The sequence below is a fragment of the Streptomyces sp. NPDC085524 genome (assembly GCF_044541755.1).
Lineage (GTDB): Bacteria > Actinomycetota > Actinomycetes > Streptomycetales > Streptomycetaceae > Streptomyces.
The window spans coordinates 41,368-61,398 of sequence record NZ_JBITTH010000023.1 but is presented as its reverse complement, the minus strand read 5'-3'; the positions used below and the strand labels follow the sequence as shown (position 1 = coordinate 61,398).

Annotated in this window: 14 protein-coding genes; 3 read left to right on the top strand and 11 right to left on the bottom strand. The window is 73.7% G+C overall.

The window, feature by feature from the left end; genetic code table 11:
• Positions 1–21 precede the first annotated feature (21 nt).
• Entirely contained in the window at positions 22–2,232 is a 2,211-nt protein-coding gene (locus tag ACIGFK_RS30205; RefSeq protein ID WP_400054360.1) for a PQQ-binding-like beta-propeller repeat protein, read from the bottom strand.
• Between the two features lie 6 nt (positions 2,233–2,238).
• Positions 2,239–3,132 (bottom strand): serine/threonine protein kinase, encoded by an 894-nt coding sequence (locus tag ACIGFK_RS30200; protein ID WP_376655956.1) that lies wholly within the window; start codon positions 3,130–3,132, stop codon positions 2,239–2,241.
• Between the two features lie 279 nt (positions 3,133–3,411).
• Here ACIGFK_RS30200 and ACIGFK_RS30195 point away from each other — a divergent pair, with 279 nt between their 5' ends.
• Positions 3,412–4,440: a lytic polysaccharide monooxygenase gene (locus tag ACIGFK_RS30195; protein WP_400054357.1), complete on the top strand. Its 1,029-nt coding sequence runs from the start codon at positions 3,412–3,414 to the stop codon at positions 4,438–4,440.
• 57 nt (positions 4,441–4,497) lie between these two features.
• Here ACIGFK_RS30195 and ACIGFK_RS30190 read toward each other — a convergent pair whose 3' ends face one another.
• The 3 genes from ACIGFK_RS30190 to ACIGFK_RS30180 form a co-directional block, all read right to left on the bottom strand.
• On the bottom strand, positions 4,498–5,358 hold the full coding sequence (locus tag ACIGFK_RS30190) for an esterase/lipase family protein (RefSeq protein ID WP_400054355.1): 861 nt from the start codon (positions 5,356–5,358) through the stop codon (positions 4,498–4,500).
• A 168-nt stretch (positions 5,359–5,526) separates the two neighbouring features.
• Complete coding sequence (locus tag ACIGFK_RS30185; RefSeq protein WP_400054353.1) at positions 5,527–6,534, bottom strand: hypothetical protein; 1,008 nt, start codon at positions 6,532–6,534, stop codon at positions 5,527–5,529.
• Positions 6,531–10,193 carry a DNA polymerase III subunit alpha gene (locus ACIGFK_RS30180; RefSeq protein ID WP_400054351.1) on the bottom strand — a complete coding sequence of 1,221 codons (3,663 nt, stop codon included), beginning with the start codon at positions 10,191–10,193 and terminating at the stop codon, positions 6,531–6,533. The genes ACIGFK_RS30185 and ACIGFK_RS30180 overlap by 4 nt, the downstream gene beginning before the upstream one ends.
• A 109-nt stretch (positions 10,194–10,302) precedes the next feature.
• Between ACIGFK_RS30180 and ACIGFK_RS30175 the strand changes: the two genes are divergently transcribed.
• Entirely contained in the window at positions 10,303–11,418 is a 1,116-nt protein-coding gene (locus ACIGFK_RS30175; protein ID WP_376655961.1) for a DUF3533 domain-containing protein, read from the top strand.
• A 6-nt stretch (positions 11,419–11,424) separates the two neighbouring features.
• Here the strand turns inward: ACIGFK_RS30175 and ACIGFK_RS30170 are convergent, their stop codons facing one another.
• The 5 genes from ACIGFK_RS30170 to ACIGFK_RS30150 all read right to left on the bottom strand — a co-directional run bounded on the left by ACIGFK_RS30170 (position 11,425) and on the right by ACIGFK_RS30150 (position 16,392).
• Positions 11,425–12,561, bottom strand: coding sequence for a vanadium-dependent haloperoxidase (locus ACIGFK_RS30170; protein ID WP_400054349.1), 1,137 nt, complete (start codon positions 12,559–12,561; stop codon positions 11,425–11,427).
• Positions 12,562–12,732: 171 nt separating this feature from the next.
• Complete coding sequence (locus tag ACIGFK_RS30165) at positions 12,733–12,807, bottom strand: putative leader peptide (RefSeq protein ID WP_376655971.1); 75 nt, start codon at positions 12,805–12,807, stop codon at positions 12,733–12,735.
• Between the two features lie 487 nt (positions 12,808–13,294).
• Positions 13,295–14,968: an amidohydrolase gene (locus ACIGFK_RS30160; protein ID WP_400054347.1), complete on the bottom strand. Its 1,674-nt coding sequence runs from the start codon at positions 14,966–14,968 to the stop codon at positions 13,295–13,297.
• 97 nt (positions 14,969–15,065) lie between these two features.
• Complete coding sequence (locus ACIGFK_RS30155; RefSeq protein WP_376655964.1) at positions 15,066–15,395, bottom strand: cytosine permease; 330 nt, start codon at positions 15,393–15,395, stop codon at positions 15,066–15,068.
• A gap of 208 nt (positions 15,396–15,603) precedes the next feature.
• Positions 15,604–16,392, bottom strand: coding sequence for a purine-cytosine permease family protein (locus ACIGFK_RS30150; protein WP_376655965.1), 789 nt, complete (start codon positions 16,390–16,392; stop codon positions 15,604–15,606).
• Positions 16,393–16,526: 134 nt separating this feature from the next.
• Here ACIGFK_RS30150 and ACIGFK_RS30145 point away from each other — a divergent pair, with 134 nt between their 5' ends.
• A complete protein-coding gene (locus ACIGFK_RS30145; protein WP_376655966.1) occupies positions 16,527–17,129 on the top strand; it encodes a TetR/AcrR family transcriptional regulator in 603 nt (200 codons plus the stop codon).
• Positions 17,130–17,192: 63 nt separating this feature from the next.
• Here the strand turns inward: ACIGFK_RS30145 and adhE are convergent, their stop codons facing one another.
• A complete protein-coding gene (gene adhE / locus ACIGFK_RS30140) occupies positions 17,193–19,799 on the bottom strand; it encodes a bifunctional acetaldehyde-CoA/alcohol dehydrogenase (RefSeq protein WP_400054344.1) in 2,607 nt (868 codons plus the stop codon).
• Positions 19,800–20,031: the final 232 nt, after the last annotated feature.

Sequence of the window (20,031 nt, the reverse complement as noted above, 5' to 3'; positions counted from 1 at the left end):
CGTGTGCGGCTTTCTGTGGGCTCAGTCGAGGGGGTACGCGGCGGCGTACTCGCCCTGGCCGCCGACGGCGATGAGCCGCCGGGCGGACGGATGGGCGAAGTACCGCGCCTTGGCGGCTTTGAAGGGGCTGGACACGGCGCCGGTCCGGACGTCCGCGGCCAGCAGCCCGGACGAAGCCCTGCTGTGCACGTACACGTGCCCGGTCCCCACGGCGGGCGGGGTGTCGAGGTCCTCGGCCGGGACCTCCCGGGGCTTCTCCATCCACCGCGGTGTGCCGCTCGTGGCGTCGAGGGCGACCAGGCCCCGGCCCTCCTCGACCGCGTACACCGCACCGTCCTTGACGGCCGGGGGGCCGAAGCGCGCTCCCTGTGCCTGTCCTGCGAAGCGCCAGGCCTGCTTGCCGTCTGCGAGCGCGAGTGCGGTGAGTTCACCCGCGGCCGGGTACACGTGCTTCTCGTCGACGGCGAGTTGGGCCCGGGTGAAGGCAGGCTGCTTGCCGGCGAGGGGCCGCTCCCACAGCGCCTTGCCCGTGCGGGCGTCGTGGACGGCGAGGCTCGGTTCTCCGTCGGCGGACTGCCGGACGAGGACCAGGTGGCCGCCGACGGCCCGGGCGGACAGGAAGTGCAGGCGGGTGGACTTGTCCGGGCGGGCTGGGAGCGGGACCTCCCACAGCCTGCGCCCGGAGCGGACGTCGACGGCCAGCAGGAACCAGGCCTGGTCCTTGCGGAAGGCACCCTGCGCATGCGTGCCCCGGCCGCCCGCCAGGTAGACGGCATCGGCCGTCGCGCAGAGCAGCTGGGTTCCGTAGAGGATCCCCCTCAGGTCCGCCAGCTCGCTGAACGGGGCCCCGGACTCCCCCGTGGCCGGATCGACCGTGGAGACCCTGAGCGGATCGGCTTCCTGGATCGTGTGGCCGACGGTGTGGATCTGCTTGCCGTCCGTGGCCGTCCGGTGCATGAAGTAGCCGCCGGGGCCGCCCCACTTGACCGCTCCGGTCGCGGGGTCCAGGCCCTGTGCGCCGTACTGGCCCACGACGACCAGTCCGTCCAGGACGAGCGCCGCGGGCGGGACGACGGGGTCGGCGGAGCTGGTCTGCACCTGCCAGAGCAGGTCCCACGCGGGTTCCTTCGCGGCGGCGGGCGGCTTCGGGGCTGCGGTGCCGTGGCGGCCCGACCATGCCCAGGCGCCGGCTCCGACCGCTGCCGCGCCGAGTACGGCACCGCCGCCGAGGGCGAGGAGCCTGCGGCGGGACAGGCCGGCCGGGCCTGCCGGGGTGGTGGGTGCCGTCGGGGCCCCGCTCGGGAGCGTTTCGGCGAGTCCGTGTTCCGGCGGGGCCGGGAGCCGGTGGGGCGGGGTGTGCCAGACGCCCCCGGCGCGGCGGGCGATCTCCATGAGGAGGGGCTCGGGGAGGTGTCCGGCGAAACCGTCCTGCCCCGCGTCCAGCCGGGCGGCGAGTTCCGCGGTGGTGGGGCGGTCGGCGGGGTTCTTGGCGAGGCAGCGGGCCAGGACCGGCAGCAGGGCCGGGGGGACTCCGGTGAGGTCGGGGTCGGCGTAGCGGACGCGGTAGAGGAGGTCCGCGTGCTGTCCGCTGCCGAAGGGCCCGTGGCCGGTGGCCGCGTAGGTGAGGACGCCGGCGAGGGCGAAGACGTCCCCGGCGGAGGTGTGTTCCCGGCCGGTCGCCTGCTCCGGGGACATGAAGGCGGGTGTGCCCGCCGCGGTACCGGTGCGGGTGAGCCGGTCGTCGCCGATGGCGCGGGCGATGCCGAAGTCGATGACCTTGGGCCCGTCCGCCGTGAGCATGATGTTGGAGGGCTTGAGGTCGCGGTGGACGACGTCCGAGGCGTGGAGCTGGGCCAGGGCCGCGCAGAGCAGGGCCCCCAGCGCGCGTACCGCGGGCTCGGGGAGCGGTCCCACGGCGGAGACGGCGTCGTCGAGGGGCGGGCCGAGCACGTACTCGGTGGCCAGCCAGGGGGTTTCGGCGACCGGGTCGGCGTCGAAGACACGGGCGCCGTGCACGGGGCCGATGACGCGGGCCGCGTCCACCTCCAGGCGGAAGCGGGTGCGGACGGCGGGGTCGGTGGCGATGTGGGCGTGCACCGTCTTCAGCGCGGCCGTACGGCCCGTGGCCGAGCGGGCGAGGTAGACGGTGCCCATGCCGCCGCTGCCCAGGCGGGCGATGAGGCGGTAGGTGCCGAGCCGGTGTGGGTCGTCGTGGGTGAGCGGGGAGAGCATCAGCCGTCAGTCCAGGGAAACGGGAACGGGGAGTTCGGTCTCGAGGACCTGCGCCGACTGGCGCGCGAGCGCGGCGAGCACGGGTGCCGGGAGGGGGACCGGCGCGGCCGCGTCGAGCACGGTGGCCCGATGTGCCGCCGCCGCGCCCCCGGCCGACTCCAGCCGGCCGAGGACCTCGTGGGCCTGCGGTCGCCTCTCGGGATCCCGGGAGAGGCACGCGGTGACCGGTGCACGCAGAGCATCGGGGAGTTCGCCGCTCTCGGGGACGGTGTGCCCGGTTGCCGCGTACGCGAGCACCGCCCCCAGGCCGTACACGTCGCCGAGCGGGCGCGGCCGTCCGCCGGCCGCCTGTTCCGGGGCGAGACTGCCCGGGTCGAGGCCCGGCAGGCCGCTGCGCCGCTCGCCGTCCGGGGCCGCGGCCCGCACCGCGCCGAAGCAGCTCAGGCGGGGGCCTTCGAGGGTGAGCAGTACGGCTTCCGGGGACAGCCCCGCGTGCGTCACGCCGAGGGCGTGGGCGCCGGCCAGCGTCCGGGCGAGGGCGGCGCCCAGAGTCCGTACGAACCGCTCGGGCAGCGGCCCCCCGTGGGCCCGCAGGGCGGCGGGTAGCGGAAGGACGGGGACGTACGGCGCCGTGCACCAGGGGAGCTCCGCCGTGCCGCCCGCCTCCCCGACCGGCAGGAACCCGGGCACCGAGAGCCGCCGGGCGCCCTCCGCCTCGACGGCCCACCGGGTCGGATCGGCGTCGGCGCGCGGAAGGAAGGCGAGGAACGTACGGTCGCCGTCCGCGCTGCGGGCGATGAACCGGCGTGCGGGGACGGCCTGTTCGCGATCCTCGTCGACACGGCCCAGATTGACGTGGGGCCCGGTCCGCAGGGGGTCGTCATGGCGCAGCCGCTCCATTCCCGTTCTCCCCTCCCCCGGCCCGTGATGATCCAGGAGCAGCCTACTCAAGGGCCGCGCGGGCTCCGCAAACGCGTTTCCTTGGCCCCCGCTTACCCCTTCCTTAAGCGGAGCCTAAGGATCCTCGCCGGGCGCCCGGATCCGGCGAAAGGCGTGGTCCGGGGGGCTAGCTTGGCTGGGCCAGGACAGGAAGGGCCCGATGCGGCGCCGCCGGGGGGCGGCGCCGCTGAGCCCGATTCCGCCGGCGCATCCCTGCCTTGTGCCCTAAGGAGCCCAGCCATGCCCGCACGCAGCCGTACCGTGACCCGCATCGCCAGCGTCGCCCTCGTCCCGCTCGCGGTGGCGGCGTACTCGGCCGTTCCCGCGGCCGCGCACGGCTCGATGACGGACCCGGTCAGCCGGGTGGCGGCGTGCTACGCGGAAGGGCCCGAGGCCCCGAAGTCGGCGGCGTGCAAGGCGGCCGTCGCGGCGAGCGGGGCCCAGGCGTTCTACGACTGGAACGCGGTGAACATCGCCAACGCGGCCGGGAACCACCGGGCGTTGATCCCCAACGGCCAGCTGTGCTCCGCCGGCAACGACAAGTACCAGGGCCTGGACCTGGCGCGCGCCGACTGGCCGGCCAGCCCGATGACGGCGGGCGCGCACACCTTCCGCTACAAGGGGACCGCCCCGCACAAGGGTTCCTTCGAGCTGTACGTGACGAAGGACGGGTACGACCCCTCGCAGCCGCTGAAGTGGTCCGACCTGGAGCCGGCCCCGTTCGCGAAGGTCACCGACCCGGGCATGCAGAACGGTGACTACGTGTTCACCGGTACCGTCCCGAAGAAGTCCGGCCGCCACCTCATCTACAGCATCTGGCAGCGCTCGGACAGCCCGGAGGCCTTCTACACCTGCTCGGACGTCGTCTTCGGGAAGGACAGCGGTGGCACCGGCGCGGGTGGCGGCACGGCCACGGCCACGGCCACGCCCACCTCCAAGGCCACCGCCCAGACCGGTGCGAGCGCCGGTGCGGCCCCGTCGGCGCCGACGGACCGGCAGATCGCCGAAGGGGCGGACAAGTCCACGGTGGAGCACAACGGGCACGGCGACAACGACCCGAAGACGAACGGGAACGCGAGCGCGCTTCCCACCACCGCCGCGCCGGCCGCGACGCCCTCCGCCGCCCACAACCTCGCGGAGACCGGCGGCAACGGCGCGACCCCGGCGATCGCCGCCGCCGGGGCCGGTGTCCTCGCGGTGGGTGCGGCCGTGCTGTTCGGGCTGGCCCGCCGCCGCACTTCCTCGGCGACGGGCCGCCACGGGCGCTAGCCGGCCGCCGGCCGACGGTCCGCCGCCGGTCTGTCGCCGGCCGGCCGCCGTCTTCCGTCAGTCGAAGACCGAGGCGCAGGTGGTCCGTTCGGCGTGCGCCGGGTCGAGGGCGTTGAGCGCCTCGTGCCAGGCGATCCGGTCGGTGAGTCCGATGGCGACGTGCTCCGAGAGGTCCAGGAAGCACAGGTCCTGGAGCACGACGTTGCGGACGTTCGAGCCGGTCAGGAACTGCGTCTGGTACGGGGTGACCACCTCGTCGTACTTGGTCGCGATCACCGTGTACTTCACGCCGGGGACGGTGGCCCCGCCCGCGTTCAGCTTCTGCTGGAAGGCGGATCCGGCGATCTGGTCCGCGAGGCCCGGGGTCGCCGTGGTGATCAGGTCCTCGGCGCCGGGGAAGTACGGGAGCAGCTTGGTGAAGCCGAGCAGGTCGGTGCCGTGGTTGTCGGGGGCGAGCCCCACCAGGGCGTTGACCTTCTCGGCTCCGCCGAGGAACTTCAGGTAGTAGCGCGGCATCATGCCGCCCTGCGAGTGCCCGATGATGTCGGTCTTCGCGGAGCCGGTGGCGGCGAGCACCTTGTCGACGAAGACGGCGAGCTGCCCGGCGGACTTGTCGATGGGTCCGAGGCCGTTGAAGAGGGGCACGCCGGGCAGTTGTCCGTAGTCGAGCGAGTAGACGCAGTAGCCGCGGTTCACCAGGTACGGGGCGAGGCCGAGCCAGTTGTCCCAGGAGTTGCCGAAGGTGCCGTGCACGAGCACGACGGGGCGCGGGTGCGCGGCGGACGGCTTGCAGGACCAGTTGTTCCAACCGCTGGTGGGGGCCGTCGAGGCCTGCGCGGCGCCGGCGGGGGCGACGAGCGCGGCGGCGGTGAGGGTGAGGACGGCCAGTTGGCGGAGCAGTCGTCTCCAGGGCAGCATCGTGTGATCTCCTTGCGTTCGACTCAAGGGGATGGGGCGTGGGGGTTCGTCCCGTGATCCGGATCACAAAGGGGCGCTGCTGCCGCTAAATTACGGGCGAGTAGCAAGACTTGGAAGTTACGCGTCGGTAAAAATTCGCGTGTCGAGCGTCCCTCTGTGGCAGCGCCGTCACGCCGCGAGCGTGCCCCGCGCGATGACGTGCGGCCCGAAGCGTGCGCGCACCCGGTCCGTGACGGCCTCCAGCCGGCGGGCCTTCTCGTCGTCGGGGTCGAGGCTGAGCTGCCGCGCGGCCCCTTCGGCCGGGCCCAGGTCCTCGGCCCGCAGGGACAGGGCGCGGACCCTGGCCCGCTGGAGGCCGAGGCCGTCGTAGAGGGCGTAGGCCGCGGCGGTCAGGGCGGGGGTGTGCGCGGTGGGTTCGCCGAGGGTGCGGGTGCGCGTGAGGGTGGTGCGGTCGGCGCAGCGGACGGTGAGCGAGAGGGTCCGGCAGACCTGGCCCCGGCCCTGTTCCTGTGTACGAAGCCGGGCGCCGACCTCCTCGGTCAGCGAGAGCAGCGCCCGCCGGTGCCGTGCCGGATCCAGCTCGTCCAGGTCGAAGGCCCGCTCGGCGGCGACGGTCCGGGCGGCGGATCCCGGCCGGACGGGGGTCCGGTCGATGCCCAGGGCGCGCTCGTGCACCTCACGGCCGAGCCGGGCCCCGAGGATCCGCCGCAGTGCCGCGGGCGGTGCGGCGGCGACCCGGCCGACGGAGTCGAGACCGTAGGAGCACAGGGTGCGGGCGGCCTTGGGGCCGACCCCGTCGAGGGCGCCGACGGGTTTCCCGGCGAGGAACTCCCGTACCGCGGCGGGCTCGTCGGGGATCAGCAGGGTCCCGCCGGGCCGGGCCTCGCGGGCCGCCGCCCGGGCCAGCATGGGGTTGCCGGCCACGCCGACGGCGGTGTCCACCCCGTACAGGGCGAGGGCCCGCACCCGGATCACGGAGGCCAGCCAGCCGGCGTCACAGCCGAAGTACCGCAGCGCGCCCCGGACATCGGCGAGCACGGCGTCGGGCGGCAGCGCCTGCACGGCCGGGGTCAGCCCGCCGAGCAGCGCGAGCACCCCGGCGTACGCCTCGGCCCCGAGCGGTCCCCCGCCGACGGGGCGGAGCCGCAGGCACATGACGGCCCGCCCGGTCGTCATCCCGCGCTCCCCGGGCTGGAGTGCCAGAGCTTGCGGCCGGTCGCGGGGCCCTCGCCCGGCGGCTGGAGGTCGGCCCAGGGGTTCATCTCGTACCCCGTGGACATGCGGATCCGGCGGCCGGGCCCCTGCCCGCCGGCCGCACCGCCGCCATCGCCGTCACCGTCGGCCGCACCGGAGGCACCCGCACCGGCAGCACCCTCGCCGGAGGCACCCGCACCCGCACCCTCGCCGGAAGCAGCCAGGCGGGCCGCCACCGCGTCCAGGCCGCCCGCGGCCCGCAGTTCCACCAGTTCCGCCAGGTTCCACGCCGCCGCCCCGACCACGCTCAGGCTCTGCGGGCCGCGCCGCTGCACGACACCCCGCACCAGCAGCAGGAAGGAGTGGAAGACGGTGTGCGCGCAGCGCTCGTGGCTGTCGTCGAAGAAGGCCAGGTCGACCAGGCCCGTCCCGTCGTCCAGGGTCGTGAAGATGACCCGCTTCCCGGACCGGATCGGCGGGGTCTGGGTGGCCGCCTTGGCCCCCGCGACCAGTACGGTCTGCCCGTGCCGGGTGTCCCGCAGCCGCCGCGCCGGGATGGCCCCCAGCTCGGCCAGGAAGGCGTGGTGGTCCGCCATCAGGTGCCGCGAGGTGTCCATGCCGAGGACGCCCAGCTCGGCGCTGAGCCGCTCCGCGTCGGAGAGGTCCGGCAGCCCGACGGAGGCCGTGGACCGGCCTCCCTCCAGCGGGAGTTGGCCACCTCCCCGGCTCCCACCCCGCACCCCGGCGGCCCGCTGCGCCCCGTGCAGTTCCGTCAAGTGCAGCAGCAGGTCACGGCGGTTGGCCCCGAAGGCGTCCAACGCGCCGACCTGCGCCAGCCGTTCCGCAACCGGCCGCCCCGGGTGGGCCCGGTCCCAGAAGTCGCGCAGGGAGGCGTACGGCTGCCCGGCCTCGATCCGCTCCGCCTCGGCTCCGCTGACGCCGTGGACGTCGGACAGGCCGAGGCGCAGCCCCCACACCGCCCGGGCAGGAGAAGCAGACGCATCGGACACCAGTTCGATGCGGTGGGCGACCGCGGACCGGTTCACGTCCAGCGGCAGCACCGGCACGCCCCGCCGTCGGGCGTCGGCCAGCAGCAGCCGCTTCGGGTACATCCCCGGATCGTGCGTGAGCAGCCCGGCGTAGAAGGCCGCCGGGTGGTGCGCCTTGAGCCACGCCGACTGGTACGTGGGCACGGCGAAGGCCACCGCGTGCGCCTTGCAGAAGCCGTACGAGCCGAAGGCCTCCACGATCTCCCAGGTCCGGTCGACCACCTCCGCCGGATAGCCGCGCCCGTGCGCCGTCGCCGCGAACCAGGCCTTGATCCGCCCCTGCGAATCGGGGTCGGACAGTCCGCGCCGCACGCGGTCCGCCTCGTCCCGTCCGCAGCCGGTCATGACGTTCACGATCTCGATGATCTGCTCGTGGAAGACCACCACCCCGTACGTTTCGCGCAGCGCGTCCGCGAGGTCCTCGTGCGGGAAGCGCACCGGTGCCCGCCCGTGCCGGGCCTCGATGAACGGCCGCACCATGTCGGCGGCCACCGGCCCCGGCCGGAACAGCGAGATGTCGACGACCAGGTCGTGGAAGGTCGACGGCTGGAGCCTCCCGACCAGGTCCCGCTGGCCCGGGGATTCGATCTGGAAGCAGCCCAGCGTCTCGGCCGAGCGGATCAGCTCGTACGTGGCCCCGTCGCCCGGCGGGACCTGCGCCGGGTCGTCCAGGTCGAGCTCCTTCCCCGTACCGCGCCGGATCTCGGCGACGGCATGGGCCATCGCGGACTGCATCCGGACGCCCAGCACGTCGAGTTTGAGCAGCCCGAGCGCCTCCACGTCGTCCTTGTCGAACTGGGACATCGGGAAGCCCTCGCCGCTGGTGGGCACCACGGGCGTGCGGGCGAGCAAGGAGGCGTCGGAGAGCAGCACCCCGCACGGGTGCATGGCGATTCCGCGCGGCAGCGCGTCCAGCGCTTCGACGAGCTCCCACAGCCGCCCGTGCGACTCCCCCCGTACGTCGCGGAGTTCGGGAAGTTCCTGTAGTGCGGCGCGGGCGTCGCGGGCCCGGATGTGCGGGAAGGCCTTGGCGAGCCGGTCGACGGCGGCCGGGTCCATGGACAGGGCGGCGCCGACGTCGCGGATGGCGTGCCGGACCCGGTAGGTCTCGGGCATGGAGACGGTGGCGACGCGCTCGGCGCCGAACCGGTCGATGATCCGCCGGTAGACCTCCAGCCGGCGGGCGGACTCCACGTCGATGTCGATGTCGGGCAGGACCCGGCGGCGCTTGGACAGGAACCGCTCCATCAGCAGGCCGTTCTCGACGGGGTCCGCGTGCGCGATGCCGAGGAGGTGGTTGACGAGGGAGCCCGCACCGGAGCCGCGGGCGGCCACCCGGATGCCCATCTGCCGTACGTCGTCCACGACCTGGGCGACCGTCAGGAAGTACGATGCGTAGCCGTGGTGGGCGATGATGTCGAGCTCGTGGTGCATCCGCTCCCAGTACGCGGGGTCGTCCGCATAACCGCGCAGCACCATGCCGGCCGAAGCGCGGGAGGCGAGGACCCGCTGGGCGGTGCGGTGGGCCGCGCCGACGAGCCGGGCCTCGGGGAAGTACACGGAGCCCATGCCGAGGTCGTCCTCGGGGTCCACGGAGCAGGCCTCGGAGGTGTGCCGGGTCTCCGCGAGCAGCCGGCGGGCGTCGGCGGGGCGCAGGCCGGCGGCCTGGGCGATGCGGTCGGCGGCCTCGGCCATGGCGGCGGGCGCCTTGAGCCAGCGCTCGCCGGTGTCGAGCGGGTAACGGGGGCTGCGCGGATCGATGGGGACGAGCCGGCGGGCGGCGTCGAGGACGTCGGCGACCGGGCCCTGGCCGGGGTCGGCGTACCGGACGGCGTTGGTCAGCACGGCCGGGACGCCCTGCTCGGCGGCGAAGCCGACGGTACGGGCGGCCAGCCGCAGCGAGCCGGAGCCGGTACCGGTGCGGCCGTGGTGGACGGCCTCCAGGCGGACCGCGTCCCCGAACACCTCCCGCCAGGGCGCGAGCAGCCGCGCGGCCCGGTCGGGCCGCCCCTCGGCGAGGGCCCGCCCCACGTCGGAGCCGGGCCCGAGCAGCACGAAGACGCCTTCCCCGCGCAACGCCTCCCAGGGCACCACGGGCTGCCCTCCTGCATCCCGCGCGGGCCCGGCGCCGGCGGAGCCCGCGTGCGCGGCGGTGATCATCCGGCACAGCTCGGACCATCCGGCGGCCCCGTCCCGGGCCAGGAAGACGGCCCGGGCGGCGGACTCGTCGACGAAGGCCCCGCCCTTGACGGGGATCCGCCGCCGGTAGGAGGTCTCACCGGGGCCGGCCGAGCCCCCCGACCCGGCCGACTCCGTACTGCCGCCCGCAGGCGACACGCCCAGGTCCGCGCCGAACAGCGGCCGGATGCCCTCGTTCGCGCACGCCTTCGCGAACCGCACCGCACCTGCGAGGGTGTCGCGGTCGGTCAGGGCGAGGGCGTCCATGCCCCGCTCGGCGGCACGCTCCGCCAGCCGTTCCGGGTGCGAGCCTCCGTAGCGCATGGAGAACCCCGAAACGGTGTGCAGATGCGTAAAACCAGGCACCCGCGGCCTCCTGCTTCGCTCGTAGTACACCTCCCCCGGCTCCACCATAGAGCAATTCGAATACCCGTGCGAAACACTTGTTCGACCCTCCACATGGAGATCATCCGTTCGGCCCACCCCTGCTGCGCCCCGTACCCGCCCCGCCGAGCGTGGGGGCATGACCCAGCGCACCGAGAGCACCGACGCAGGCCCGTCCGGCGGCTTCCTCGCCGAGATCAAGGACGCCGTGACCGTCCGGGCGGCCCTGCTGGTCCTGGGGGTACTGGCCCTCCAGCTCGCCTTCATCACCTCGTACATCGGGGCCTTCCACCAGCCGAAGCCCAGCGAGATCCCGATCGCGGTGGCCGCCCCCGTCGAGCAGCTCACCGAGCGGACCGTGAAGCAGCTCGACGGCCTGCCCGGCAAACCGCTCGACGCCACCGCGGTCCAGAACAGGGCCACTGCGGTCGAGCAGATCGAGAACCGGGACGTGGACGGTGCGCTGATCGTCAACCCGGCCGGCACCACCGACGAGCTGCTGGTCGCCTCCGGCGCCGGCGCCTCGCTCTCCCAGGCGCTGGCAGAGGTCGTGGGCATCGTCGAGAAGGCCCAGGGGCGCACCCTCAAGATCACCGACGTGGCCCCGGCGGACAAGGGCGACGCCCGCGGCCTGAGCTCCTTCTACCTGGTCATCGGCTGGTGCGTGGGCGGCTACCTGTGCGCCGCGATCCTCGCGATCAGCGCCGGCGCCCGGCCCGCGAACTCCGCCCGCGCCATCATCCGGCTCGGCGCGCTGCTCCTGTACTCGATCGCCGCGGGCCTGCTCGGCACGCTCATCGCGGGCCCGGTCCTGGACGCGCTGCCCGGCAGCATCATGGGCCTGTGGGGACTGGGCACCCTGGTCGTCTTCGCGGTCGGCGCGATCACCCTGGCCTTCCAGGGACTGGCGGGCGTGGTCGGCATCGGCCTCGCGATCCTGCTGGTCGTGGTGCTCGGCAACCCGAGCGCGGGCGGCGCCTACCCGTACCCGCTGCTGCCGCCGTTCTGGAGCGCCATCGGCCCGGCCCTGCCGCCGGGCGCCGGTACGTACGCCGCGCGCTCCATCTCGTACTTCAAGGGCAACGGCGCGGGCGGCCCGATGCTGGTGCTGGCCGGCTGGGCGGTGCTCGGCTCGGCGGTCACCCTGGCCTGCGCGGCCTTCCGCCGGGGCCGGCCGGGGGCCGCGGTGGGCAGCGGGCTCCCCGGCGACTCCCTCTCCGTCCCCCGCTTCGCCGGCGAGGGGACGGAGGGGTGAGACGGTCTAGCGCAGCGGCCTCAGCAGCTGACCGGCCCCGCGCAGGGCGTGGTGGCCGACCGCCTGGCCGAGGGCGACTCCCGCCTCGTCGGCGGAGCGGCTGTGAATCCCCGAGAAGACGCGCGCGTCGACGTTCTCGCGCGTCAGCTGCTCCCAGCTCGTGTACGTCCGCCGGACCCCGGGCGCGGTCGGGCTGGTCAGGGTGTACGGGGCCGTACGGGGCCCGGCCAGCGCGTCCAGCACCGCCTCGGCGGCGCCGGCGTACGTGCCGTGGCCGCTCGGGTAGTCCGGGTGGGCCGGAGTGTTGTGGAGGGGGCTCCAGGCCGGGTCGGTGCCGATGGAGCCGGTGCGGATCGCCGTGACCGGGCGCCAGCGGGTGTACGCGTACTTGCTGTCGGAGGTGGCGATCTGCGTGTCGACCAGGGCGGTGTGGAACAGGGCCACCAGCCCGGCCTGATCGGCGACCGATCCGTGCGAGCGGGTCAGCGCCACCCGCAGGGGCTCGGTGTAGAGGGTCAGCGAGGAGCCGTACCAGAAGGTGGCGGTCTCCGTCTGCTGCGGGGTGCGCACCGGGCTGTCGGACTTCCCGTACGCGCGCACCTCCTCCAGGTCCGTCCGGTACCGCTGCGAGTCGAGCGCGGGCGGCGGGCCCACCCGGTACTGCGCCGGGGAATCGAGCAGGAAGGGCTTGGCGACGCGGTTGCCGTACTGCGCGGCGGGGGCGTAGCCGGCGGGCGTCGGCTGCCAGACCCCGGGGGCGGCGGTCGGCACGGCGAACGGCGCGTTCACCGACGCGGGGTCGAGTCCGTCGCCCTCGCGGTCGGCCAGCGCGAGCTTCGCCTGCCGGGCCCCGGCGGCGACGCCCCGCTCCTCGGCGGGGCCGTCGGGGATCCGCGCGAGGCTGCCGACGAGCGCGGCGTCGAGCTCGGCCTTCCGGCTCGGAGCGAGGGCGACGAGGGCGTCGTGGACGGCGGAGGCGACGGCCGCGTCCTGGAACGCGCCGCGGCCGCGCCCGCCGGGGGCCTCCCGCGTGGCACGGGCGGCGGCGAGCCAGCTGATCGCCCAGGTACGGCTGTTGGTGACCTGGGTGGGCGCGCCTGCGACGGCGATGGTCTGCGCGGTGGTGTCGTACCACTCGCGCACGACCGCCCCGCCGTCCGCGGCCGTGAGCCGGGGCGGCGGCCTGGGCGGAGGGCAGGGCGACCGTGGCGGAGAGCACCAAGGCGGACCCGAAGGTGAGCAGGGCAGAGCGGGACGGCTTCACGAACACTCCTGGCTGAGGAAGGGCGGGGCGGCGGGACCGGGGGGAAGGGATCACCGACACAGCGCGCCGGCGACCCGCATGAGGTCGATCGCGCGCCGCTTCGTCAGACCGGGAACGCGGGGCATGCGCCGAAGCTAGCCAGCCGCCCGGCCGCGCTGCAACGGCCGTTGCCCGCCGAGGCCGTTCGGACACGGACCTGTCGTCCGCCGTCCACGATGGCGTTACACGTGGCCGTACGCGGCCGCGGCCCGGCGGTGGGCGGCCCGGCGGTGGGCGGCCCGGCGATGGGCGGCCCGGCGATGGGCGGCCCGGCGGTGGGCGGTGGGCGCGCCTCGAAGACCTGGGGCTCCGCCCCAGACCCCGCGCCTCGAACGCCGGCGAGGCTGGTTTCGCCCCCGCCGGGTGGCTGCGCCGCTCGGGCGGGGCTGGGGGTTCCGCCGGTGCCGGGCGCGCGCCGGGGCACACCTCCTCGGGCGTCGAACGTTTCCAGGGAGCCCGCATGTCCGGGGCGGTTGTGTCCGACGCCCTGCGGGGGCGCCCCGGCACACACCCGACCCCGTCGGAACCGGGCAGCCCCGGACGAAGCCCCGCCGGGACCGCCGGGGAAGCCCCTCAGCCCGCCGAGCTCCCGGCCAGGGCCCGGTGAACCACCTCCCCCGCGACCACGACCGTCTCCGCCACCGTGCCCGGGATCCGCTCCGCCGGGACGGTGAGGATGTCCCGGGACAGGACCACGAAGTCCGCCGCCTTGCCCACCGTCAGGGAACCCCGCTCCTCCTCCAGGAAGTTCGCGTAGGCCGAGCCCATCGTGTAGCCGTGCACGGCCGTCTCCACGTCCACCGTCTCCCCCGGCTGCCACGCCTCGCCGCCCCCGCCGAGGGACCGCCGCGTCACCGCCGTGTAGATGCCGACCATCGGGTCCATCTCGGCGACGTTCCAGTCACTGGAGAACGCCAGCACCGCCCCCGCCTCGTGCAGGCTCCGCATCGGCCACGCCTTGTGCCACCGCTCCTCGCCCACGTTCTCGGCCCAGTCCTGCCCCGGCCCCGCTATCTCCGGTGCGCAGTGCCTCGGCTGCATGCAGGCCACCACGTCCAGCGCGGCGAAGCGCGGTACGTCGTCGGGGTCGAGGCACTCCACGTGCACCACCTGGTGGCGGGCGTCGCGCGGGCCGTTGACCGTGCGCGCGTGTTCCACCGCGTCCAGGACGGTCCGGATGCCCCGGTCGCCCGTCGCGTGCACGAAGCACTGGAAGCCCCGCGCGTCCAGCTTCGCCAGCAGCTCCGCGAACTCCTCGGCCGGGTAGAAGGTCTCGCCCCGGTGCGCGCCGCAGCCCGCGTACGGTTCCAGCAGCGCGGCCGTGCGCGGCTCCACCACGTCGTCGATGTACAGCTTGAGCGGGCCGACCCGCAGCCGGTCGCCGGAGAAGCGGCGGGCCGCGTCCTCGAAGTCGGCCAGGTCCGCGTCGCCCGTACCCCTCGGATGGAACAGCGCGGCCACGATCCGCGAGCGCAGCCGGCCCTCCGCCCGGGCCCGCTCGTACAGTTCCAGGTCGTCGAGGGAGTTCTGCGGCTCGACCACCGTGGTGATGCCGAAGCCGATGGCGTCGTCGAGGCTCTTGGCGAGCCGCCCGTACTGCCGGTCCGGCGAGGCCCACGGCACGCCCAGGTCGCGCAGCGCGCGGTGGCCGTCGCGCGAGAGGCCCTTGACGGCGAAGTCCTTGACGAATCCGGTGGGTTCGCCGGTCTCCGGGGACACCGCCGCGGTCCCGAAGGGCAGGTCCGTACGGTCGCGGGTGACGCCGAGGCGCCGCAGCGCCGCCGTGTTCAGCCAGGCCGTGTGGACGTCGTACGAGAGCACGAGCGCGGGGGTGTCCCCGGTGACCGGGTCCAGGTCGGCGGCGGTCGGCATCCGGCCGTCGGGGATCGCGGAGTAGTCGAAGGCCTCGGCCTCGATCCAGGCGGCGTCCGGGTTGGCCTCCCTCCAGGCCAGGATCCGCTCGTGGATGCCCTCCAGCGTGCGCGCTCCGGCGAGCTGCACGCACGCGTCGTCGGAGCCGAGCCGGACGTGGTTGTGCGCGTCGACGAAGCCGGGGAGGACCAGCTTCCCGGCCGCGTCGATCCGCTCGGTGTCCGGGCCGGCCCAGGCGCCGGCCTCGGCGTCGGGGCCGACCCAGACGATCACCCCGTCGCGGACGGCGAGGGCTTCGGCCTCGGGGAGGTCGGGGTCCACGGTGTGGATCCGGGCTCCGGTGAGCAGCAGGTCGGCGGGGAGGGGGTGGGACATCGGGGTGTGCTCCATTGCGGTGCGGGTGCGGGTGCGGGTGCGGAGGGGATGCGGAGGGGAGGCAGGTGCGGACGGGATGACGGGCGGCGGCCCGGCGTCAGGTTGCGGGAACGGCCTCGGGAACGCGCGGCGCCGGCACCCCGCGGCGCGCCAGGGCCCAGTACACGAGCGCGGAGACGACCGAGCCGAGCAGGGTGAGGTCGGCGCCGCCGAGCGGGGCGACGAGCGGCCCGGTCCACAGCGCGGAGTCGCAGGTCAGGGCGGCGAAGGCCATGCCGGCGAGGAGGGCGGCCATCCCGGCCGGGTGGTAGCCGGCGCGGTACCAGTAGGCGCCCGTGCTCCCGGCGTGCAGCGCGTCGGCGTCGTAGTGGCAGCGGCGCAGCAGCATGTCGGCGAGGAAGACCCCGCCCAACGCGGTGACGGCCACTACTGACGTGACCGTCTCCCGGCTCCGCCAACTGCCAAGAACTCGAAGGTTCAGGCTGGAGGATTGGAGTTCTCTTCTGCCCCAAGGGCCGAAGACTCCCTCCTGGGTCACCCCGGCGGGTTTGACGGCGCTTGCGTCCGTCCGTACGACGATCCTCCCGACCGCCGGGCAGGTCGATGACCGGCCGAATCCAGCAACTTGGCTATCGCTACTGGTGCCCACATGATAGCAGGGAGTTACTGCCCTGCGGACGCAAGACACCTCCACCCGGCGCCCCATACCAGGCGAGGGAGCGGAGCGAGGTGGTGCGGGGCAGGTAGCGGGTGTAGTCGGCGGGCATCGGCAGGTACGAGAACGGTCCGGCGAGCATGACCACGAAGGCCAGGCTCCAGCCGGAGAGCCCGGGCGCCGCGGACGGGGCGGAGGTGTCGGCGCCGGGCAGGACGAGGACGAGGAGCGCGCCGAACCCGGCGGCCAGCACGTACGCCGCCCAGCGCTCGGCGAACTGCACGGTGGCGTGGCCCCACATCGCGACGGTGAAGGTCAGCGCGAGGGTGATCAGGAGGGCGAGCGCGCGGGCCGGCTTCCCTTCCGCCAGGCCGGTCTGGGCGAGGATCAGTTCCAGCGCCAGGGTGCCCACGACGGTGTTGACGATGGTGTAGCCGATGCTCACCACCCAGTTGAGCACTCCGGCGGGGAAGTTGCCCCGGACGCCGAAGGCGGCGCGGGAGATGACCAGGGTGGCGGTGCCGGTGCGGATGCCGCTGAGCCCGGCGGCGCTGACGGCGAAGAACGAGAGCCCGCTGACCACGACCACGGCGGTGGCCTGCCAGAAGGAGAGCCCGAAGGCCACGGCCAGGGCGCCGTTGATCACGTAGGTGAAGGTCAGGTTGGAGCCGAACCAGAGCCAGAAGAGGTCCATGGCACTGCCGTGCCGCTCTTCGTCCGGGATCGGGTCGATGCCGTGCGTTTCGACCTTGAAGACCTCGTCGCTCATCCGCCTACACCCCTGACTGATCTTGAACAGCGTTCTAAGTTCTTGAATGGCATTCAAGATGAAGGGTGGAGCGCCCGGCCGTCAAGACCCTGCTCGGGATAAGGTCTGGCCAAGGAAGAGGGAGGGCGGGAGCGGTGGCAGGAGCGGCACGGCGGCGTGACGGGCAGATCGCCCAGGAGCGCATGCTCGAAGAGGCCATGGCCGCGATCGCCGAGGACGGGCTCGCCGCGCTGACCATGTCCAAGCTGGCCGAGCGGCTCGGCACCAGCGGCGGGCACATCCTGTACTACTTCGGCAGCAAGGACCGGCTGCTGCTGGAGGCGCTGCGCTGGAGCGAGGAGCTGCTCACCGGGGAGCGCCGGGCACTCCTCGGCCGTCGGGTGGCGGCCTCCCGAAAGCTCGACCAGTACCTGGAGCTCTACCTCCCCGAGGGGCCCCGCGACCCGCGCTGGACCCTGTGGATCGAGCTGTGGGCCCGCACGGCCTCCAACGAGCCGCTGAGGGCGGCCCAGGAGGAGATCGACGAGAGCTGGCAGCGGGACCTGGAGACGCTGCTGGCCAAGGGCGTGGACCAGGGCCGCTTCGCCCCCATGGACGTCCCGGCCCGGGCCTCGGAGCTCCTCGCCCTGCTGGACGGCCTGAGCACCCGGGTCGTCCTGGGCCAGCGCGGCGCGGACCGCGCCCGGGCCCTGGAGCAGGCCCGCTCGGCGGCGGCGCTCCTGATCCCCCGCGCATAGCGGACGGCCCGCCCGGGCCTTCGGCTGCCCGGGCGGGCCGCTTCCCGCCGTCGTCGGCGGACGCTACGCGGCCGGCCGCGTGCCGTAGTACGCCTGGCGCATCAGCCGCTCCATGTCGTCGATCATCGGCATCCGCGGGTTGGCGGGGGCGCACTGGTCGGCGTAGGCGTTCAGGGCCTGGACCGGCAGGGCCTCGATGAAGGCCCGCTCCTCGATGCCCGCCTCGGCGAAGGAGGCGGGGATCCCGCACCCGGTGCGGAGCTCCTCGACGGCCCTGGCGTACGACTCGACGCCCTCGGCGGGGGTGGCGGCCGGCAGGCCCAGCATCCTCGCGATCTCCTGGAAGCGCTCCGGCGCCCGGTAGACCTCGGCCTTCGGCCACGGGGTGGCCTTGTGGGAGACCGTGCCGTTGTGCCGGATCACGTGCGGCAGCAGGATCGCGTTGGTGCGGCCGTGGGCCACGTGGAAGGTGTTGCCCAGGGTGTGCGCCATGGCGTGCACCAGGCCGAGGAAGGCGTTGGCGAAGGCCATGCCCGCGATCGTCCCGGCGTTGTGCATCTTCTCGCGGGCCTCGGGGTCGTTCGGCCCGTCGACGACGCACCGCCGGAGGTTCTCGAAGATCAGCTTGATCGCCTGGAGGCAGAGGCCGTCCGTGTAGTCGTTGGAGTACGCGGACACGTACGCCTCGGTCGCGTGCGTGAGGGCGTCGAAGCCTGAGTCCGCGGTCACGGCGGGCGGCAGCCCCATCGCCAGGACCGGGTCGACGATGGCGACGTCCGGGGTCAGCGCGTAGTCGGCGAGGGGGTACTTCCGGGCCGCGGCCGGGTCGGAGATGACGGCGAACGGGGTGACCTCGGAGCCGGTGCCCGAGGTGGTCGGGATGGCGACCATCCGGGCCTTCCCGCCCAGGGAGGGGAAGGTGTAGGCGCGCTTGCGGACGTCGAAGAACTTCTCCTTGGCGTCCGCGAACTCCACCTCCGGGTGCTCGTACATCAGCCACATGATCTTCGCGGCGTCCATCGGGGAGCCGCCGCCGAGGCCGATGATCGTGTCGGGCCCGAAGTCGCGCATCATCGCGGCGCCCGCCCGCACCGTCGCGAGCTCCGGGTTGGGCTCGACGTCGTCGATGACCTGGACGGCGACGGAGCCCTCGCGGGCCTGGAGGATGTCGGTGACCTTCTGCACGAAGCCGAGGGCGACCATGGTCCTGTCGGTGACGATCGAGACCCGGCCGACCCCCTCCATCTCACCCAGGTACCGGAGGGAGTTGCGCTCGAAGTAGATCTTCGGCGGGACCTTGAACCACTGCATGTTGGTGTTGCGCCGTCCGATCCGCTTGACGTTGACCAGGTTCACCGCGGTGACGTTGTCGGACACCGAGTTGTGGCCGTAGGAGCCGCAGCCGAGGGTCAGCGAGGGCAGGAAGGCGTTGTAGACGTCGCCGATGCCGCCGAAGGCGGAGGGCGAGTTGGCGATGACGCGGACCGCCTTCACCCTCCTGCCGAACTCCTCGACGAGCTCCTCGTCCTCGGCGTGGACGGCGGCGCTGTGGCCCAGCCCGTGGAACTCGACCATCGCGGCGGCGAGTTCGAGGCCGTGCTCGGTGCCGGAGGCCTTCAGGGCGGCCAGCACAGGGGAGAGCTTCTCGCGGGTCAGCGGCTCGTTCTCGCCGACCTCGCCGCACTCGGCGAGCAGGATGGAGGTTCCTTCGTGGACGGTGAACCCGGCCTGTTCGGCTATCCACTGCGGGGACTTGCCGACGACCGCCGGGTTGAGCTTCGCGCCGGAGACGTCCGCGGCGTGGGCCGTCGTGCCGAAGACGAACCGCTCCAGCTTGGTCTTCTCGGCGGCGGAGACCACGTGGGCGCCGAGCCGCCCGAACTCGGCCATGCCCTGCTCGTAGACCTCCTCGTCCAGGATGACGGCCTGCTCGGAGGCGCAGATCATGCCGTTGTCGAAGGCCTTGGAGAGCACGATGTCGTGGATCGCGCGGCCGAGCCTGGCGCTCTTGTGCACGTACGCCGGGACGTTGCCGGCGCCGACGCCGAGAGCGGGCTTCCCGCAGGAGTAGGCGGCCTTGACCATCGCGTTGCCGCCGGTCGCGAGGATGGTGGAGACGCCCGGGTGGTTCATCAGGGCGGCGGTCGCCTCCATCGAGGGGGCGGTCACCCACTGCACGCAGTCCTCCGGGGCCCCGGCGGCGACGGCGGCGTCGCGGACGATCCGTGCGGCCTCGGCGGAGCAGTTCTGTGCGGACGGGTGGAAGGCGAAGACGATCGGGTTGCGGGTCTTGAGGGCGATCAGCGCCTTGAAGACCGTGGTCGAGGTCGGGTTGGTGACGGGGGTCATCGCGCAGACGACGCCGACGGGTTCGGCGATCTCGGTGATGCCGTTGAGTTCGTCGCGGCGGATGACGCCCGCGGTCTTCAGGCCGCGCATCGAGTTGACGACGTGCTCGCAGGCGAAGAGGTTCTTGACCGCCTTGTCCTCGAAGAGCCCGCGGCCGGTCTCCTCGACGGCGAGCCTCGCGAGCTCGCCGTGTGCGCCCAGGGCCGCCAGGGAAGCCTTCTTGACGATGTGGTCGACCTGCTCCTGGCTGAACGACTCGAACCTGCCGAGCGCGCCCAGCGCCCGCTCGACCAGTCCGTCCACCATCTCGTTGGCCTGCATGGCAGGAACTCCTTCATTTCGAACCCGCCCCGGCCGAAGGCCTGCGCGGACCTGTTTTCCCGATGCCCCAATTCGACACCCGAAAGCGGAATCGGCGGCACCGAAAAAGCCCTTTCCCGAGGGACGGAAGGCCCGTTCACGCCCGTTCACACCCCCCAGAACACCCTGTTGACCTGGGCATATGCTGGAGGACTAAAGACCCCCGCGCGTTTGTGAAAACTTTCACAAGAAT

Excerpts from the sequence above, each read along its gene's own strand:
- ACIGFK_RS30200 (WP_376655956.1), bottom strand. The coding sequence starts at position 3,132 with ATGGAGCGGCTGCGCCATGACGACCCCCTGCGGACCGGGCCCCACGTC.
- adhE (WP_400054344.1), bottom strand. The coding sequence starts at position 19,799 with ATGCAGGCCAACGAGATGGTGGACGGACTGGTCGAGCGGGCGCTGGGC.
- ACIGFK_RS30175 (WP_376655961.1), top strand. The coding sequence starts at position 10,303 with ATGACCCAGCGCACCGAGAGCACCGACGCAGGCCCGTCCGGCGGCTTC.
- ACIGFK_RS30160 (WP_400054347.1), bottom strand. The coding sequence starts at position 14,968 with ATGTCCCACCCCCTCCCCGCCGACCTGCTGCTCACCGGAGCCCGGATC.
- ACIGFK_RS30205 (WP_400054360.1), bottom strand. The coding sequence starts at position 2,232 with ATGCTCTCCCCGCTCACCCACGACGACCCACACCGGCTCGGCACCTAC.
- ACIGFK_RS30185 (WP_400054353.1), bottom strand. The coding sequence starts at position 6,534 with ATGACGACCGGGCGGGCCGTCATGTGCCTGCGGCTCCGCCCCGTCGGC.
- ACIGFK_RS30190 (WP_400054355.1), bottom strand. The coding sequence starts at position 5,358 with ATGCTGCCCTGGAGACGACTGCTCCGCCAACTGGCCGTCCTCACCCTC.
- ACIGFK_RS30150 (WP_376655965.1), bottom strand. The coding sequence starts at position 16,392 with ATGAGCGACGAGGTCTTCAAGGTCGAAACGCACGGCATCGACCCGATC.
- ACIGFK_RS30195 (WP_400054357.1), top strand. The coding sequence starts at position 3,412 with ATGCCCGCACGCAGCCGTACCGTGACCCGCATCGCCAGCGTCGCCCTC.
- ACIGFK_RS30180 (WP_400054351.1), bottom strand. The coding sequence starts at position 10,193 with ATGGTGGAGCCGGGGGAGGTGTACTACGAGCGAAGCAGGAGGCCGCGG.